General features: G+C 40.7%; 15 protein-coding genes. 13 read left to right on the top strand and 2 right to left on the bottom strand.

The annotated features are described in order from the left end of the window. Window positions 1-9: 9 nt before the first annotated feature. The 11 genes from GPZ88_RS00710 (at window position 10) to GPZ88_RS00660 (ending at window position 12,150) form a co-directional block, all read left to right on the top strand. The gene (locus GPZ88_RS00710) at window positions 10-390 is read left to right on the top strand and encodes a DUF5361 domain-containing protein (protein ID WP_166042937.1); all 381 of its coding nucleotides are present in this window, start codon (window positions 10-12) and stop codon (window positions 388-390) included. Then, entirely contained in the window at window positions 380-2,752 is a 2,373-nt protein-coding gene (locus GPZ88_RS00705; RefSeq protein ID WP_166042935.1) for a phage tail protein, read from the top strand. Before GPZ88_RS00710 ends, GPZ88_RS00705 begins: the two co-directional genes overlap by 11 nt. Window positions 2,753-2,764: 12 nt before the next feature. Beyond that, window positions 2,765-4,252 (top strand): distal tail protein Dit, encoded by a 1,488-nt coding sequence (locus GPZ88_RS00700; protein ID WP_240915113.1) that lies wholly within the window; start codon window positions 2,765-2,767, stop codon window positions 4,250-4,252. Between the two features lie 2 nt (window positions 4,253-4,254). Beyond that, window positions 4,255-5,943, top strand: a complete 1,689-nt coding sequence (locus GPZ88_RS00695; RefSeq protein ID WP_166042932.1) for a phage tail spike protein — start codon at window positions 4,255-4,257, stop codon at window positions 5,941-5,943. Between the two features lie 14 nt (window positions 5,944-5,957). Then, window positions 5,958-7,085: a hypothetical protein gene (locus tag GPZ88_RS00690; protein ID WP_166042930.1), complete on the top strand. Its 1,128-nt coding sequence runs from the start codon at window positions 5,958-5,960 to the stop codon at window positions 7,083-7,085. Between the two features lie 11 nt (window positions 7,086-7,096). Further along, window positions 7,097-7,336, top strand: coding sequence for a hypothetical protein (locus GPZ88_RS00685; RefSeq protein WP_166042929.1), 240 nt, complete (start codon window positions 7,097-7,099; stop codon window positions 7,334-7,336). A gap of 73 nt (window positions 7,337-7,409) precedes the next feature. Beyond that, on the top strand, window positions 7,410-10,088 hold the full coding sequence (locus GPZ88_RS00680; protein WP_166042928.1) for a hypothetical protein: 2,679 nt from the start codon (window positions 7,410-7,412) through the stop codon (window positions 10,086-10,088). 22 nt (window positions 10,089-10,110) lie between these two features. After that, the gene (locus tag GPZ88_RS00675; RefSeq protein WP_166042926.1) at window positions 10,111-10,443 is read left to right on the top strand and encodes a hypothetical protein; all 333 of its coding nucleotides are present in this window, start codon (window positions 10,111-10,113) and stop codon (window positions 10,441-10,443) included. 24 nt (window positions 10,444-10,467) lie between these two features. Beyond that, complete coding sequence (locus GPZ88_RS00670) at window positions 10,468-10,692, top strand: hypothetical protein (RefSeq protein ID WP_206282131.1); 225 nt, start codon at window positions 10,468-10,470, stop codon at window positions 10,690-10,692. Then, entirely contained in the window at window positions 10,689-10,886 is a 198-nt protein-coding gene (locus GPZ88_RS00665) for a holin (protein WP_107374513.1), read from the top strand. Before GPZ88_RS00670 ends, GPZ88_RS00665 begins: the two co-directional genes overlap by 4 nt. Next, the gene (locus tag GPZ88_RS00660) at window positions 10,870-12,150 is read left to right on the top strand and encodes a LysM peptidoglycan-binding domain-containing protein (protein ID WP_420825315.1); all 1,281 of its coding nucleotides are present in this window, start codon (window positions 10,870-10,872) and stop codon (window positions 12,148-12,150) included. The genes GPZ88_RS00665 and GPZ88_RS00660 overlap by 17 nt, the downstream gene beginning before the upstream one ends. A 433-nt stretch (window positions 12,151-12,583) precedes the next feature. Here GPZ88_RS00660 and gatD read toward each other — a convergent pair whose 3' ends face one another. Both gatD and murT read right to left on the bottom strand, forming a co-directional pair. Next, on the bottom strand, window positions 12,584-13,372 hold the full coding sequence (gatD, locus tag GPZ88_RS00655) for a lipid II isoglutaminyl synthase subunit GatD (protein ID WP_006532638.1): 789 nt from the start codon (window positions 13,370-13,372) through the stop codon (window positions 12,584-12,586). A 1-nt stretch (window position 13,373) separates the two neighbouring features. Beyond that, window positions 13,374-14,717 (bottom strand): lipid II isoglutaminyl synthase subunit MurT, encoded by a 1,344-nt coding sequence (gene murT, locus GPZ88_RS00650; protein ID WP_157629193.1) that lies wholly within the window; start codon window positions 14,715-14,717, stop codon window positions 13,374-13,376. A 105-nt stretch (window positions 14,718-14,822) separates the two neighbouring features. Between murT and cdaA the strand changes: the two genes are divergently transcribed. Beyond that, window positions 14,823-15,671 (top strand): diadenylate cyclase CdaA, encoded by an 849-nt coding sequence (cdaA, locus tag GPZ88_RS00645; RefSeq protein WP_039696623.1) that lies wholly within the window; start codon window positions 14,823-14,825, stop codon window positions 15,669-15,671. Then, a complete protein-coding gene (locus GPZ88_RS00640) occupies window positions 15,668-16,624 on the top strand; it encodes a CdaR family protein (protein WP_074965186.1) in 957 nt (318 codons plus the stop codon). The genes cdaA and GPZ88_RS00640 overlap by 4 nt, the downstream gene beginning before the upstream one ends. Window positions 16,625-16,679 lie beyond the last annotated feature (55 nt).

Below are 16,679 nucleotides of genomic sequence, written 5' to 3'. Positions count from 1 at the left end.
CTCGCTAGCATGATAAAAACAGATGAAGATGCTCTGATTTGTGATTTAGCAGAGACTTATCACATATACAATTACAGACAGCTACCAGCAGATTTGGTGGCTGTTTTTTCTGTAGGTTTACGTGATGATTCTCGAATCAAAATGAAGATGTCAGGTCAAAAAATCCCTTTAAAAACTTTATTGCTTGCAAGTATTACTGATAGAGTTGGGGTTCTGGCTTGGCAAAACACAAAAGATGGCCACGAAGGGCGCAATGTTCCTAAGTCGTTAGTTGAAACTTTGACTAGCAGGCCAAAAGAGCGTGAAGAGGCTGTTTTTGCATCTGGTGAGGAATTTGAAAAAGCTAGAACACGAATTTTGAAAGATTTGGAGGTAAACAATGGCAACTGAATTAGGTAAAGCTTATGTCCAAATCATTCCATCTGCGAAAGGTATTAGCGGTTCGATTACTGGTGCTATTTCACCAGAAGCAACATCTGCGGGTAAAACTGCTGGATCTAACTTAAGTTCCACGCTTATCAAAACTGCAACTAGCGCTATTGCTGCTGCAGGAATTGGCAAGGTGTTTGCTTCTTCAATCACTGAAGGTGGAGCGCTACAACAATCCATCGGTGGTATTCAAACACTTTTCAAAGATTCCGCACAAACGGTTTTGAATTATGCTCAACAATCATATAAATCTGCTGGTATGTCAGCTAATGCCTACATGGAGAACGTCACATCGTTCTCTGCTAGTTTGATTAGTTCGCTTGGTGGTGACACTGCTAAAGCTGCAGAACTAGCCAATATGGCAATGACAGATATGAGCGACAACGCGAACAAAATGGGTACAGATATGGATTCCATCACACAAACCTATCAGTCACTCGCTCGCGGTAACTATGCTATGCTGGACAACCTTAAATTAGGTTACGGCGGTACTAAATCAGAAATGCAGCGCTTGATGAAAGACGCTGAAAAGTTGACTGGTGAACATTATACTGTCGGTGACTTTGCAGATACTGTTAAAGCTATCCATGCAGTACAAGATAGCTTGGGCATTACTGGTACGACAGCTCGAGAAGCATCAACTACAATTGAAGGTTCATTCAATTCCATGAAGGCAGCTTGGCAAGACGTTATCGGTAATATAGCTGATGGCGAGCTTGATATTACACCTTCGCTTCAAGGACTTGCAGAAACAACTTCAACATTCTTGTTCAGCAATTTCATACCAATGGTAGGTCGAGTGTTCTCTGGTTTACCAAGCGCAATCGGGACTTTAATTTCAGCTGCAGCACCTAAATTGCAACAAAATTTGCAGGGGTTGTTCTCTAATTTAGGTGTCAATATTGATTTATCTGGAATGGCTGCAGGCATATCGTCTAGCTTCTCTCAAATGCAAGCAACGGTTCAACCTGTTATTGATGGATTGAAGACAGCTTTCGGGCAATTGCCTGCATTATTTCAATCTGTTGTTAGCGCAGTACAACCTGTTATTCAAACGTTAGTCAATGGTTTTACTCAAATGGATTTCAGTGGGGTTAAAGCCCTGATTGAAGCAATATTACCTGCTCTACAAGCTGGGTTCGAACAATTTATGACAATTGCAGGGCCAGCTATCGACCAAGTGGTTCAATCTTTTGTCGCATTGTGGAACGCAGCACAACCATTAATCAGCATCTTGGCTAGTGCTTTAACGCCAGCTTTTCAAGTTATTGGTTCATATCTTGGCGGTGTCTTTTCTGGTGTTTTGACAGGCATCAGTTTTGCATTTGATGCAATGAAGACAGTTATCGAATTCTTAACACCAATCATTCAAGCAATCGTTAATGCATTCATATCATTGTCACCTGCAATCAGTACTGTAGCTCAATGGGTTGGTACTGTTGTTGGTATGTTTGGTGGTCTAGGTGCTGTAGGCGAAGGTTTAAGCGGTATTTTGAAGTCAGCTTGGTCTAATATTCAAAACGCTGTTTCTTCAGCTGGAAATATAATCGGTAGTGTTATTGAGTTTATCAAATCAATGTTTAGTAGTGCAGGAAGTGCAGCGGGAGTTGTAAGAAATGTAGTTTCTGCAGCATGGAACGCCTTGGGTAGTGTTATTCGAACAGTTGCATCAGCAATTGGCGGTGCGATCAATACTGCTAAAGGAGTTTTCTCATCATTTGGTAGTGGCGTTTCGGCTGTTTCAAGCTCGGTTAATGGCGTTATCAACGGTGTTAAAAACACCTTCAATAGTTTGGCACATATTAATCTTTCTGGTGCTGGTGCAGCAATCATGAATGGCTTTCTTGGTGGATTAAAATCAGCTTGGGGAGCAGTTCAAAATTTCGTAGGTGGCATTGCCGATTGGATTAAAAAACACAAAGGGCCTATTAGCTATGACCGAGTGCTTTTGAGGCCTGCAGGTCAAGCCATCATGCAAGGTTTGAATCAAGGATTGCATGAACAATTCAAAACAGTTCAATCAACTGTTTCTGGCATGGCTGGTGCAATAGCTGAAGAATTTGAAAGCAACGTCTTAACAATAGATGTTGATGATAATCCGAAGTTTCCGCCAATGATGGCAGCAAGCCCATTTGCAGTGCAATCTGCAGGTAATTACGATGTTCAAGCGTTGGGAACAATTGATAAACTTGCTAGTCGTCCAGTTGTAGTGCACGTCGAACTTGATAAGGAAACTATAGCGAAGATTTTGGCAAAACCAATTGCAGACGAACAAAGCGCTATGGATTCAATCTTAGATGCAGTTAATGGAAGGGGGTGGTAGCCTTTGGTAAAAGTGACTTTTAACGGTGTAGAACTTACACAGTATATTACAGTTTTGGAAGGCTTCAGTTTATGGAAAGGCGCTGATTTTGACCCTCAAATTACGGAGAATACAATTTTAAGTGGTTCCGAGTTTAATTACACCCGTAGAAAACATAAAACGATATCAATACCTTTTTATGTTGAATATGAAAGTAGTGAAGGTTATGATTTCCTTCAATCGGCGCTTAATGTAAAAGAGCCAAAAGAATTGACATTTGATATTTATCCTAATCGTGTATTCTATGCAATTCCAAGTGGTGATTTGAATTTTAGTGAATATAGGTTAAGCGGTAAAGGGACTATCAAATTTATCGTTCCAGACGGTCTTGCTCATGCTACTTATACAAGGACGTTTGAATTCGAAAAGAATGATTCAGGAATTTTTGAAGCTGAGATTATTAATGATGGTAGCGAAGAAGTCACTGTTGATTATGAAATCAAGCTTAAAAAAGAATCTGGGTTTATTGCAGTAACTAGCCCGTACGGTTTACTGCAATATGGGAAATATGACGAAGAAGATGGTTATATTGACCGCAAGAACGTCACTCTGCTATCAAATCAAAAAGGCGACTTTGCCAACTGGGTTGATGGGACAACATTCTACGAAAATCCAAACAAAATTGTAACCACTCAGATGGGATACGATAGCGAGCTCGGTGGGCGTTTGGGTACTATGCCAGCAAGCTTTCCAACAAGCGGAACAGCGGGTGCATTTGGGTATGGCGCATGTAAAGAGTATATATTAGAAACGCCAGTTGAACAGTGGTATATCTGGGCAAGGGCCTGGTTTGAAACTGGTTTTGAAACACAAAACGGCGAGTGGTGTTTAGCGGTCATTGACGAACAAAATCATCTTTTGGCTGGTATGGCCATAGAAAAGAACAATCGTGTTCAAAATAAGGCTGCTATCAGATTTTTGCTTGGTGACGGAGCTGGAGGTAGCATTGTCAAACGAGAATTTGATTTGACGCCAAGTTTGTGGATTCCGCCAAACCCATACGGGAATAACTCACGCATACAAGGTAGCAATATGTTCGACCTTGTCAAAGAGAAAGACCGTGTTCAATTCTTCTACAATGGTGGTTATTATCCATTTTCGGCCAGTCAATTAAACGGAAAGAAGGCAAAGCGAATTCAATTTTTTGTTGGTAATTATGCAGGCTCAGATAGTTCAGTACGTCAATTCGTGACACACCATTATCTGAACGATTTTACATTTCAAGAGCTGCACGTACCTTACTGGAAAGATGTCCCAAACCGCTATCCAACAGGTGCAGTGATTGAAATTGATGGAAGCGCTGGTGAAATTCGAGTTAACAAGCAAATTCGTTTAGATGATGAAATTCTTGGAACGAAGTATTTTAAAGTTCCTCCAGGAAAAACAAAAGTTCAACTCAACATCTCAAGTTTTGGTGAAATTGAAAGTGCCACCGCAACAATCAAGGAGGTGTACGTCTAATCATGGGAAATGTACGTATTGCAATTCGCGATTCAACCGACGCTCACAGCATCGGTTTTTTTGATAATGTTGCAGGGATTGAGTATAAAAGTGCTAATCTGCATAGGTTTTTGGCGGGGTCTGCAAGTGTCTTAACTCTAAAATACAATTCAAAAAACATTGACACGATTCGTTCGGGGTGCAAACTTGCTTTTCACTATAAAAATCGTGATTATTGGCTCAATATCATGGATTTCAGCAAGAAGGCTTATGAAGTCGAAATTAAAGCTTATTCTGCAGGTCTTGAACTAAACAATGAAAAGCGTGGAACTCACAAGGCTGATAGAGCGATGTCGTTTGCGGAATACCTCGCCTATTATGATCCAGAGCATTCGTTGGAATTAGGTGTTAATGAAGTAGCTGATAAGCGAATTAAGCTTGAATGGACAGGAACGGATACAATCCTATCGAGACTGTTCTCGATTGCTAATAGTTTTGGCGCAGAGCTTGAATTTGCTGCAGAACTCAATCAAGATTATTCGTTGAAGCGTCAAATTCTAAATGTTTACAAAACTGGTAACCTTGGTTCGAATAGGAAAGGTAAGCCTGTACGAGTTGGGAAAGAACTTAAGGTAATCAATTATAGCGACAACATTAAGGACCTCCGCACGGCAATTCGTGCCACTGGTAAAGATGGATTGACTATCGACGGTCTTAATAAAAAGATTTATGACGATAATAATCGATTACTTTATTATTCGAGTGGTATGACGGTGTATGCACCCCAATCTCGCGACCGTTTTCCATCTGTTGGTAAAAAATCAAATGATAACTGGATTGTTGAAGATTTAGGCGAAACGCAATACGAGACTAAAGAAGCTCTTTGGGCTTACATGTACGGAGAAATCCAAAAGAAAAGTGTTCCTGAGATTACATACGATGTTGAAGGTGCCATTGATTCCGACATTGGTGACACCCAAACATTAATTGATGATAAACATTTTGAACCAGGTCTTTATGTCCAAGCTCGAGTATCAGAACTTGAAGAAGACATACTGGAAGAAAAAGTAACTAAATCAACCTTTATCAATTTTGAACGTAAGTTTGCTCAAACAGCAGATGCGCTCATGAAGCAAGTCGAAAAATTGGCCGAAGAGGCTGCACCCTACACAATTCGACTTAACAGCGACAACGGCTTGACTTTTAAGAATTACGACGGCCAAACCACAATTGACGCAAGACTTGAAAAAGCTGGCAAAGATGTCGAATGTCAGTGGCAATGGACGGTTGAGGGTGAAACGTTCGGCAATCAAAACTCGCTAACAGTTGACGGCAATGCAATTAATGACAAAGCCGTTTTATTTGTTAGTGCACTAATTGACGGGAAAGAAGTTGCTAAAACCGAGGCGACTCTCGTCAATCTAGTTGAACCAATTGAATTGCAAGTGCGTGCTTCAAATGGCAACGTGTTTAAAAATGGTGTCATCTCGACGAATTTAACAGCCACTTTGTGGCGTGGTGGTCAAGAAATTGATAGAGATGGAACTGAATTTAGTTACATATGGACAAAAGTCAAAGATGACGAAACACCCGATGACTTGTGGAATCGAGCGCATTCGTACTCACAAAAGACAATTAAATTAACGCAAGAAGACTTGTTCAGAAGAGCAAGTTTTTTCTGTGACGTTGAATATATAGGAAAAAGAAATTAAGGGAGATTTTTAAAATGGTAAAAGTAGCAAGTGGTCAAATCACTGTTGTTGACCTTTCAGACGCACCAGTTCTCAGTGCGTTCATTACAGCAAACAAATCAACAACGCAGCTTTACAATCAAACAGCTGCGTCTTACAATCCGTCTTACGCATCAAGCGCTCAAACGTTGACATTGAATCTTACTAAAGCTGGCTCATCAGCAACGATTTTGAACAACGTCGGTAAAGTCAAATGGTATGTGGTTGATGGTGCGACTAAAACAGAAATCACATCGACAACGAACACAGATAATCAATATCTATCTGGAACACATAACGAAAACTTAACTACTAAAGTCAACATCGACCCTAGCAAAGGTTCAAAACGATTCGAAGCATCAGGAACTTGGAAAGACCCTGTAACAGACCTCGACGTGCAATTCCATGCGCAAATAGATTTGTTTGTTACTCAAATTGGTAGAGATAGCAATGTTTTGAATGTGTATGCTGGCAACGGAAATACGTTTAGAAACAATCTACCTGCTAGTCTAACAGTCAACGCAGACTTGTACAAAGGCAACACGCTTTCGAACGATAACAAACAGTTCAAATTCTTTTATTTGGACACAACAGTGGCTGGAAGTTCATCAACTGGCTATGATAGTGACGGCGGAATCGGTTGGCACCTATGCTCTAGCACTACAGCTGGTCAAACACCAAACGTAGCGCCTGGAACAAATACAACTAGCCAAGGTATTTTGACGGTGACACCTGCAGCAGTCGTTGACGCACAGACATATAAAGTTGTATGTATTGACAAGTCTAGCGGTGGCAACAGTGGCCAAAAATCGACTGGTAACTGCACAATCGTCGACATGTCAGACCCTATCCAGTTAATTATCGAATCAAGCGCTGGTAACATTTTTAAAAACGGAGAGGGCTCAACAGTGCTAAAAGCTCGACTTTATCAAAATGGCGAAGAACTTGACGCAAGTGGTTCAGACACGTCAAAAACTTACAAATGGAGCAAATTTGATAAAAATGGCGTGTTAAATACTAGTTTCGGCGGTTCTGGCAACCAATACAAAACTGGTAAATCTATTACAGTTTCAGCAAGTGAAATCAGCGCTAAGGCAACATATAATTGCGAAGTTTGGGAATAGGAGGAATAACAATGATTAAAGCAGATGTGGTTATCGCAGAGCAACGTCAAATTATTGACGTTCCCGTTATGACAAAATCCGAGGCTATCCGCGTTATTTTTAATACATACGGCATTTCGACAGAAATCAAAAGATGGATTGAAGACGAGGTAGAAGATGAACAAATTAATAGCAAAGAATCAACTGACAGTAACAAATCTGCTGGAGCGAGCGGAAACACGAAGGGAGACGTTTTACAAACTAACGAATAGCGCTGACGTGCCCGATGTTCCGAGCAACGGCAAACGAAATCTATGGATACAATCGAAAGCAGCAGGCAGTTTCGTGGAAGAAGAGCTGACAGATAATCATATAACTGGTCAGAAAGTTTGCTATCGCATAGACAGCGGCAAACAAATGTATTTTAATATCGAGCCAAGCTTTAGCACAAGATTGGTTAGAGAGATAACGTTAAGTGCTTGGATCAAATACGAAGATGTCGTTCCAGGGGGGAATGCTTGGAATAAATTTAATGTATTTAAACACAATTTTACTTATCACAACAGTGAGACTGGGGAAACCAGCGGCGTAGATTATTCAACGCTTGCAAGCTATACAGGCACAGCTGACTGGCAATATGTTCACTTTACTCACAATTACACTAATAGTAATTATGACGAGCTAAAAGGCTCGTTAGTTTTTAATTTGGAAGGCACGAAAAGCGGGACTGCTTGGGTAACGGGTATCAAAGTCGAATATGGGGATGTCGCCACCGACTGGTCGCCAGCGCCTGAAGACCTCTGGTCGACAGCCACACTAGTCCCGACACAGCAACAGCGTTATCTTTGGAAATTTGAGTACATTTACTATTCAGACGGTTCTGTTGAAACTACGCAGCCAGTTAACCTATCAATCGCAGGCGCTGACGCAGACACGACTGGCGTCACTGCAGCTATCAGCGAAATTGACTCAAAAGCTGATTCATTGCGTGCTGATTTAACCAACGTTTCTAACAGTTTGTCAAACGCAGCAAGCCAATTACAAGCACAAGCTGCTGCACAAGCAGATTTAACCAGTCGTGTTTCAACCGTTGAAGAAACCGCAAATGGGACGAAGACGACAGTAACAGAACTGGCAAAGACCGTTGATGACAATACTGATGACATCACGAGCATTACGCAGCGAACAAGTGCCATTGAAACAGATTTGTCTGGCACGAAAGCAACACTGTCACAAGTTCAGACGGCAGCAAACACGACTACAGCTAATCTTGCTAGTTATCAAGCAAGCAACGACCAAGCAGTGGCCAGTCTGCAAAGTAGTTTACAAACGACTGACGGCAATGTAAGCAATTTGCAGACGAAAGTCGAAGCAGTCCCTGGTCAGATTACAAGTGCAGTTAGCGCTGTCGAAGGTAAGATTCCAACAGACATCAATACGCGAAATCTTTGGATACAATCAAAAGCAGCAGGCAGTTTCGTGGAAGAAGAGCTGACAGATAATCATATAACTGGTCAGAAAGTTTGCTATCGCATAGACAGCGGCAAACAAATGTATTTTAATATCGAGCCAAGCTTTAGCACAAGATTGGTTAGAGAGATAACGTTAAGTGCTTGGATCAAATACGAAGATGTCGTTCCAGGGGGGAATGCTTGGAATAAATTTAATGTATTTAAACACAATTTTACTTATCACAACAGTGAGACTGGGGAAACCAGCGGCGTAGATTATTCAACGCTTGCAAGCTATACAGGCACAGCTGACTGGCAATATGTTCACTTTACTCACAATTACACTAATAGTAATTATGACGAGCTAAAAGGCTCGTTAGTTTTTAATTTGGAAGGCACAAAAAGCGGGACAGCTTGGATAACTGGAATCAAAGTCGAATATGGTAATACCGCTACACCTTACAGCGCAGCCCCCGAAGACACAGCAAGTCAAATCAGCTCGCTATCTAGTCAAATTCAGCAGACTGCAGACGGCATGACCTTGCTTGCGACTAAAACAGAGTTAAACACAGCCAAAACTGATTTGCAAACTGGTATTTCGACAGCGACAAGCAAAGCAGATAATGCGCAAACTACTGCTAACAGTGCTGTCTTAAAAGCTAATGCGGCACAAACAGCTGTCAATACGCTAGACAGCGAAGTCGTCAAATCAGCAAGTTTGAATCTTGATAATAACGGCTTTGTGACAAAAGTCGGGAAAACTATTGACGGAAATAAATTTGCGACAATGATTGCGCAAAACGCCAACAACGTCAAAATCATCGCTGACGAGATGCAGGTGACAGCTGACATGATTGTTGATGGCGCAGTCACAGCTAACAAGCTAAACGTAAACAATTTGTCTGCAGTTAATTCAAATTTAGGTGCTATCAAAGGCGGTTCGCTCTTGCTCCAAGAGAACAAGACTGCGAGCAGCTCAGTTGACAACTGGGGCACGTTCAACCGTCCAGCGCATAGGCAAGGTCTATACATGGACAATCATGGATTGGCTTCATCTGGCCCGATTCAACGAAAAAATGGCAGCGAAACAACGCCGACAGATATGCCTTTGGCAGTTTTACAATCTGGTGAGCTTCGTTTTCTGGTTGTTGATTACAACGACAATCTCGAGAACGTCCTACACTATGGTCTGTCTGATCCAGACTACGGCGTAATTCGTTTTGAAATTGACAGTGAGCTCAAACGACGTCTGACAATGACATCGTCAGGCTACTTAAACTTTCAAGCGACTAACTACACGAACTGGACATCAACAGGTGTTAGCGGGTGTGAGTATATGATTCAAGGCCGTTTGGTGCTCGTAAATTATGACGTGACATTTAACAGTGCTGGCACGCATACGATTGGCGGTATTCCGCAAGAATTTACCAAGAAATCGCTCATGATGACAGCGAAAGCGTGGACGATTACGCCACGAGACAAGAACATCCAACTTAATTCAGACGGTAGCTTGCATATTCTGGACGCGGAAGCTAACGTTAACTATCGCGGTACTTTAGTATTTAGTTATTAATTTTAAAAAAGGAGAATAAACTATGACAACAGAACTTATTAATGTAGATGAAATCACTCAACCATTTGGCTTAGCGCAAGCTTTGACTTACATGATTGAGAACGGCGAATACGTTCGCTACATCGCAGGAAACTATGACCTATATATGCACATTGAGCACGAACGCAAACCGGTCGTCATTAATGGCAAGCGTCAATTAAAAGAATTTAGCAAAGTTGTCGGCATTTCTAAATTTGGCGGGTCAATCCTCAGCTTGCCAATTGCTGATTATGTTGATGCAAAATGCTACATCATGCAATTTGATGAAGACGGCAATCCAATCTGGACATTGCCAGAAGAAACTACTGCTGAATAACAGCTTAGGAAGTGAGAGGAGATTATGCATGCAGAAATTTTAACGGGAGTTTTCTCATTGATTGCTAGCCTAGTTGGCACATTTGGCGGGATTATCACGAGCACCAAATTAACCAATTATCAAATCAATGAGCTTAAAAAACAGGTCGATAAACACAACAGCGTCATTGAGCGCACGTTTAGGCTAGAGGAACATAGCAGGTACGTCGATGAACGCATTGCACGTCTCGAAAGCGAGGTTGAAAAATGAAACGTTATTTTGAAAAATTAGGAATCAAGGTTTTGAAAACTATGGCGCAGTCAGCAGTTGGCGTCATCGGCGCTAGCACGTTAATTACACAAGTCGATTGGAGAGTGGTGGTTTCCACCGCTCTTTTGTCTGGCTTGGTTTGTGTTCTCACGAATTTGTCTGATTTGAAGGAGGAAGATGTCGATGAAGATTAAACGACTTTTAGCAGGCGCTCTTTTGAGTACTAGCTTACTATTGCAGTCTACAGCTTTTGCTGCAGTGGGTGACCAAGGCGTTGACTGGTCACGTTATCAAGGTCAAAACGGTATTTTTGGCTATGGCCATGATAAGTTTGCTATTATCCAAATCGGTGGCGTAAACGGTGGCGGTATGTACGGTCAAACCACTTACGAGACACAAGTGGCGTCAGCTATTGCGCAAGGCAAACGCGCACATACTTACATCTGGTATCAAGTTGGCGGGAATGCAATCCTTGGTGAGCAAGTATTAAATACATTCTTGCCACAGGTTCAAACACCTAAAGGCTCAATCGTGGCGCTTGATTACGAAAGCGGTGCTAGCGCAGATAAACAAGCGAATACTAACGCAATTTTGCACGGCATGCGCATGATTAAAGCTGCAGGCTATACGCCTATGTACTACTCATACAAACCTTACACAGTCGCTAATGTGTACGCGGACCAAATCATTCGCGAGTTTCCAAACAGCTTGTGGATGGCTGCCTATCCAAATTATGCGGTGACACCAACGCCAAATTACCGTGTCTTTCCATCAATGGACGGCGTGGCAATTTACCAATTCACATCGACTTATATAGCTGGCGGCTTGGACGGCAACGTTGATTTAACAGGCATCACTGATAATGGCTACACTAAGCATGATAATCCTAAAACTAACACACCAGCTATTAGTCAAGGTCAACAAGCGGACAATACGCCAAAATCTGACATTGCTAACGGCAACCAAGTAAAAGTTAAATTTAGCGCTGGAAGCTGGGCTACTGGTCAAGGTATTCCAACCTGGGTTAAAGGTCGTACATACGACGTAGCGCAAGTGTCTGGCAGTCGTGTATTGCTAGCTGGTATCAATTCATGGATCAATAAGGCAGACGTTGAAATTATCTCAGTATCATCTGTACCAGCTCAAGCACCAGCAACTGGTACATACACAGTTCAAAGCGGTGACACATTATCTGGTATTGCTGCTAAATTCGGCACTAGCTACCAAGCCTTAGCAAGTCTCAACGGATTAAGCAATCCAAATCTTATCTACGTCGGGCAAACCTTGCGTGTTAACGGTTCAGCAAATACTGGTTCGGTTTACTACACTGTTCGTGCAGGCGATAACCTATCAGCAATCGCTAGCCGTTATGGCACTAGCTACCAAGCAATCGCAGCACTAAACGGTCTAGCTAATCCAAACTTGATTTACGCAGGACAAACACTTAAAATTAAATAGACACTTTAACACCCCTAGCCTTTTGGTTAGGGGTTTTTTTAGTGCCGTTATAACGGACTTATTACAAAATTGTGGTTATAAGGAAAATCAAAACAAGGGGGCAAAAAAGGGGCATAAGTTTAAAACTTTTGTATTTTTACCTTGAAAAACTGTAAAACTTTCAGTCGTATATACCCTTGTTTTTAGAGTTTTTCTACTATTATATACGTACTATTTTACTTACTGGTAAAATACCGTGGATTGAAATCATTCTACAACCTTAAAAAATAATCTCTGATTATATTAAGGTAAAAACCTTAGCTTAGGCTAAGGTTTTTTTGTGCTTTTAAAAAGTGTATTGACATATTGTCGATAAGATAGCTTGGTTAAGTGAACACAAAAGAGATTATAAAAATGCTTGAAGAAATTTTCTTCAAGCATTTTTTGTAAAATCTTATTTTTCAAATTCAGCTTTGCTCTTAGTATCAGCATATTCTTCGGCAACTTCTTTTGAAAGAATGTCGTTATAACTTGGTAGTGCAATACTAGAGCCGTATTTGTTCTTCAAAGCTGTGGTTACGAGGCGATAAGCCAGGTTAGCATTACGTGAAAGAATTGGTCCGTGGAAGTAGCTACCGTAGACGTTTTTGTAATGAACGCCTTCAGTACCGTCTTCTTTATTATTACCGTTTCCGTAAACACATGTTCCAAGTGGTTTTTCATCTTCTGAAAGGAAAGTACGTCCTTGGTGATTTTCAAAACCGTAATAAGTTTCGTTAAATTCATCATTGTGAATTTTGATATCACCGATAAAACGATTATTATTTTGACTAAGGGTATAGTGTCCCATAACCCCAAGACCATCGATTTTTTCACCGTTTGCTTGGACGTAGTATTGACCTAGAAGTTGGAAACCACCACAGATTGCAAGCATAACTTTGTCTTTGTTGATGAAATCAGCGATAGATTCTTTTTTGCCTGGTAGGTCTTTAGCGACGATTGATTGTTCGTAATCTTGTCCGCCACCAAAGAAAGCCATATCATAGTAATTGGCATCAAAGCTATCACCAAGTGACACGATATCAAAGGTCATTTTAGCACCTAGCTTTTCACCGACGTATTTCATCATGAGAATATTACCATTGTCACCGTAGGTATTCATAAGATTTCCATAAAGGTGAGCAACGTTTAATTCGTATTGATATTCTTTATTTGCAGGAGATTGTAGTGAAGTATAAGTCATTTTAGTTCATCTCCTTTCCAACAGCGTGACGACTTGCTAAGATTTCGCGGAATTGAAGCATAGCTGTGTAAGTCGCTAAGATGTAAGCATGGTCAGTTGGTTGAGCTTCAATCAAAGCCATGATATCTTCTAAGCTTTCAGCTTCTGTAATTTTATCTTCATCATAACCTGTCACACGTAAGCGACGTGCAATTTCAGAGTGGCGCACGCCTCCAGCAAAGGCTTGTGGGATATCCATGCCTAAGATAGATTCAAAGTTAGCATCCCAAATCCAGCTAGTATCAATTCCGTCAGCGTAGTTGGCATTGAGTAGAACTGATAGTGTAAATGGATATGGAGCCAATTTAATCATATCAAGAGCTTGGCTAGCACCAACTGGGTTTTTGATAAGAACCAAAGTACAAGACTTATCACCGATTTTGAAGGTTTCTTGACGTCCAAAGACTGCACGGCTCTTGTCAAAACCAGCTTTGATTTTTTCAGGAGAAACTCCAAAGAACTCAGCTACAGACACGGCTGCAAGGGCGTTATAGATATTGTAAAGACCACCGACGTTAATCTTGTAATCTTGCCCATCAATGACAAATTCAGATGTAGTATTCGTGATTTTTGTCAAGTCTGTCAAAGCATAATCAAGTTTTGGACGGTGGAAACCGCAATTTTCACAAACGTAATCACCAAGGTTAGCGTAAGTGTTAAGCTTGTATTTCAAGATGCTTTGGCATTGTGGGCACAAAATACCTTCAGTGTTGTAGTGAGCTAATTCTGGTGCATGCTTTTCAGTATCAAAACCATAGTATTTGACTGGATTGATGACGTTTGTTGAATTGAAGAGCGGGCTGTCTCCATTAGCTAGGATAGTTGCATTTGGGGCTTTTGCTGCACCATCCAAAATCATTTGATAAGTTGTATAGATTTCACCATAACGGTCCATTTGGTCACGAAAAATATTTGTGAAGACAAAAAGACTTGGAGTGATGTATTCTGTGATTTTTGGAAGGCTTGCTTCATCAATTTCTAGCACAGCGATTTTTTTTCCAGATTTAGCTCTTTTAGCTGTCAAGAAAGTTGATGTGATTCCGGTAATCATGTTAGCTCCACTAGGGTTTGTCACGATTTCACCGAAAGCCTCACGCAAAATGCCTACTGTCAAAGCAGTCGTGAGGGTTTTACCGTTTGTACCAGTGACAACAACAATCTCATAATCTTTGGCAATTGTATCTAAAATGTCTTTGTCGAATTTGAGGGCGATTTTTCCAGGCAAGGTTGAGCCACGTCCCATTTTTGAAAGAATGGCGTGAGCTGCTTTACCAGCCGTAATTCCCATTAATGTGTTTACTTTCATAGGAATATTGTACCACAAAAAGGAATATTCGAATAAAGAAAATCTGTTTTAAAAGTGGTATAATAGAAAGGTAGTTTTATTTAGTTAGAGAAAAGAGATGTATGTATGAGTAATTTAGCGGCTATTGATGCTAAATTTTGGGCAACTTTAGTTGAAAATCCATGGACTATTGTTGTTCATTTGTTAGATATTTTAATCGTAGCATATTTTATTTATCGTTTAATAAAAGCCTTAGCTGGCACGAAGATTATGTCCTTGATTCAAGGTGTTGTCTTCTTTATCATTTTGAAATTTGTCGCTGAGTGGATTGGCTTTACGACCATCACTTATTTGATGAATCAAGTTATCACATACGGTGTTATCGCGTGTGTTGTTATCTTTGCTCCTGAGATTCGTTCTGGTCTTGAAAAATTTGGTCGTTCGACGCAAGTTTTTTCACAAACGCAACAAGTTAGTGACGAAGAAAAACTGGTTGAAGCCTTGGTAAAATCAGTTGCTTACATGAGCCCTCGTAAAATTGGTGCTTTGATTTCTATCGAGCGCACGCAAACATTGCAAGAGTATATTTCTACAGGGATTCCTTTGGATGCTGATATTTCAAGTCAATTGTTGATTAATATCTTCATCCCAAACACACCTTTGCATGATGGTGCGGTAATCATTAGTGGTAATAAAATCGCGACAGCTTGTTCTTATCTTCCTTTGTCTGAGTCAATGGCCATTTCAAAAGAATTCGGAACACGTCACCGCGCAGCTATTGGACTTTCAGAAAACTCAGATGCTCTTACAATTGTTGTGTCAGAAGAGACTGGTGGTATTTCAATTACTTCAAAAGGTGAGTTTTTGCATGATTTGACCAAAGAGAATTTTGAAGCGATTCTTCGCACACATTTAATTACAAAAGTTGAGGAAGAAGACCACTGGTATCAAAAATTTTGGAGGAAGAAAAAATGAAAAAGTTTTTCAATAGTCAATTCTGGTTGGTTATTGTGTCCATTATCTTTTCTATTCTCCTATTTTTGACTGCCACAACAAGTAATTATACGCATGTTGGGTCGCAGGTATCTGGCGCAACAGAGACCTTCACCCACACCCTAACAAATGTCCCTATCGATATCAAATACGATAGTGATAAGTATTTTATCAGTGGTTATTCGTATGAAACAGAAGTTTACTTAACATCAATCAACCGTGTTAAATTGGACTCTGAAATCAATAATGACACGAGAAGTTTCAAGGTTGTTGCTGACTTGTCAAATTTAGGTGAAGGGACTCAAACAGTGCCTCTTAAGGTGACTAATTTGCCATCAGGTGTTACAGCGACAGCTTCACCTAATAATATCTCAGTGACTATTGGCAAAAAGAAAACCAAAACATTTGATGTTCAAGGCGTCATTGATGATAATCAAATCGCCAAAGGCTATGAGCTGAAGAAAGTGTCAACAGACATATCTGAAGTTGAAGTCACAAGTGCAGAATCAATCATTGATCAAATCGATCATGTGGTTGCTAAACTGCCTGAAAATGAAGTTTTAAATGGCAATTACAATGGACGAGTAGCCCTACAAGCTGTTGCCTCAGATGGCACAATTCTTGCTAGTGCGATTAACCCGTCAAAAGCTCGACTTGAAGTGACAGTTAAGAGATTGACCAAAACCGTTCCTGTGACTGTTAAGATGACTGGGAAAATGAATGATAAGCTATCAAATATCTCTTATAGTCTCAGTCAAGACCAAGTGACGATTGCTGGTAGCCAAGATGCCCTTAACGCTGTTAATGAGGTGGTTGCTAATGTCGATGTCTCAAATGTGACAAAAGATACCAATTTGAGTGTCAACTTAACAGCAGATAACGTGGCAGTAGAGCCTTCTGTAGTGACGGTACAGTTGACAGTGACAAAAAAATAGTTCATAATAGCTAGGACTATATATTAAAGAATACTGGGCAAGCAAATTTCTTGCC

The organism is Streptococcus ruminicola, assembly GCF_011387195.1.
GTDB classification, from domain to species: Bacteria; Bacillota; Bacilli; order Lactobacillales; family Streptococcaceae; genus Streptococcus; species Streptococcus ruminicola.
Note: the sequence above shows the minus strand (reverse complement) of the source record. Positions and strands in the feature narration are given on the sequence as shown.

Excerpts from the sequence above, each read along its gene's own strand:
- GPZ88_RS00685 (WP_166042929.1), top strand. The coding sequence starts at position 7,097 with ATGATTAAAGCAGATGTGGTTATCGCAGAGCAACGTCAAATTATTGAC.
- GPZ88_RS00640 (WP_074965186.1), top strand. The coding sequence starts at position 15,668 with ATGAAAAAGTTTTTCAATAGTCAATTCTGGTTGGTTATTGTGTCCATT.
- GPZ88_RS00660 (WP_420825315.1), top strand. The coding sequence starts at position 10,870 with ATGTCGATGAAGATTAAACGACTTTTAGCAGGCGCTCTTTTGAGTACT.
- GPZ88_RS00695 (WP_166042932.1), top strand. The coding sequence starts at position 4,255 with ATGGGAAATGTACGTATTGCAATTCGCGATTCAACCGACGCTCACAGC.
- GPZ88_RS00670 (WP_206282131.1), top strand. The coding sequence starts at position 10,468 with ATGCATGCAGAAATTTTAACGGGAGTTTTCTCATTGATTGCTAGCCTA.
- GPZ88_RS00690 (WP_166042930.1), top strand. The coding sequence starts at position 5,958 with ATGGTAAAAGTAGCAAGTGGTCAAATCACTGTTGTTGACCTTTCAGAC.
- GPZ88_RS00675 (WP_166042926.1), top strand. The coding sequence starts at position 10,111 with ATGACAACAGAACTTATTAATGTAGATGAAATCACTCAACCATTTGGC.
- GPZ88_RS00665 (WP_107374513.1), top strand. The coding sequence starts at position 10,689 with ATGAAACGTTATTTTGAAAAATTAGGAATCAAGGTTTTGAAAACTATG.
- cdaA (WP_039696623.1), top strand. The coding sequence starts at position 14,823 with ATGAGTAATTTAGCGGCTATTGATGCTAAATTTTGGGCAACTTTAGTT.
- GPZ88_RS00705 (WP_166042935.1), top strand. The coding sequence starts at position 380 with ATGGCAACTGAATTAGGTAAAGCTTATGTCCAAATCATTCCATCTGCG.
- gatD (WP_006532638.1), bottom strand. The coding sequence starts at position 13,372 with ATGACTTATACTTCACTACAATCTCCTGCAAATAAAGAATATCAATAC.
- murT (WP_157629193.1), bottom strand. The coding sequence starts at position 14,717 with ATGAAAGTAAACACATTAATGGGAATTACGGCTGGTAAAGCAGCTCAC.
- GPZ88_RS00710 (WP_166042937.1), top strand. The coding sequence starts at position 10 with ATGATAAAAACAGATGAAGATGCTCTGATTTGTGATTTAGCAGAGACT.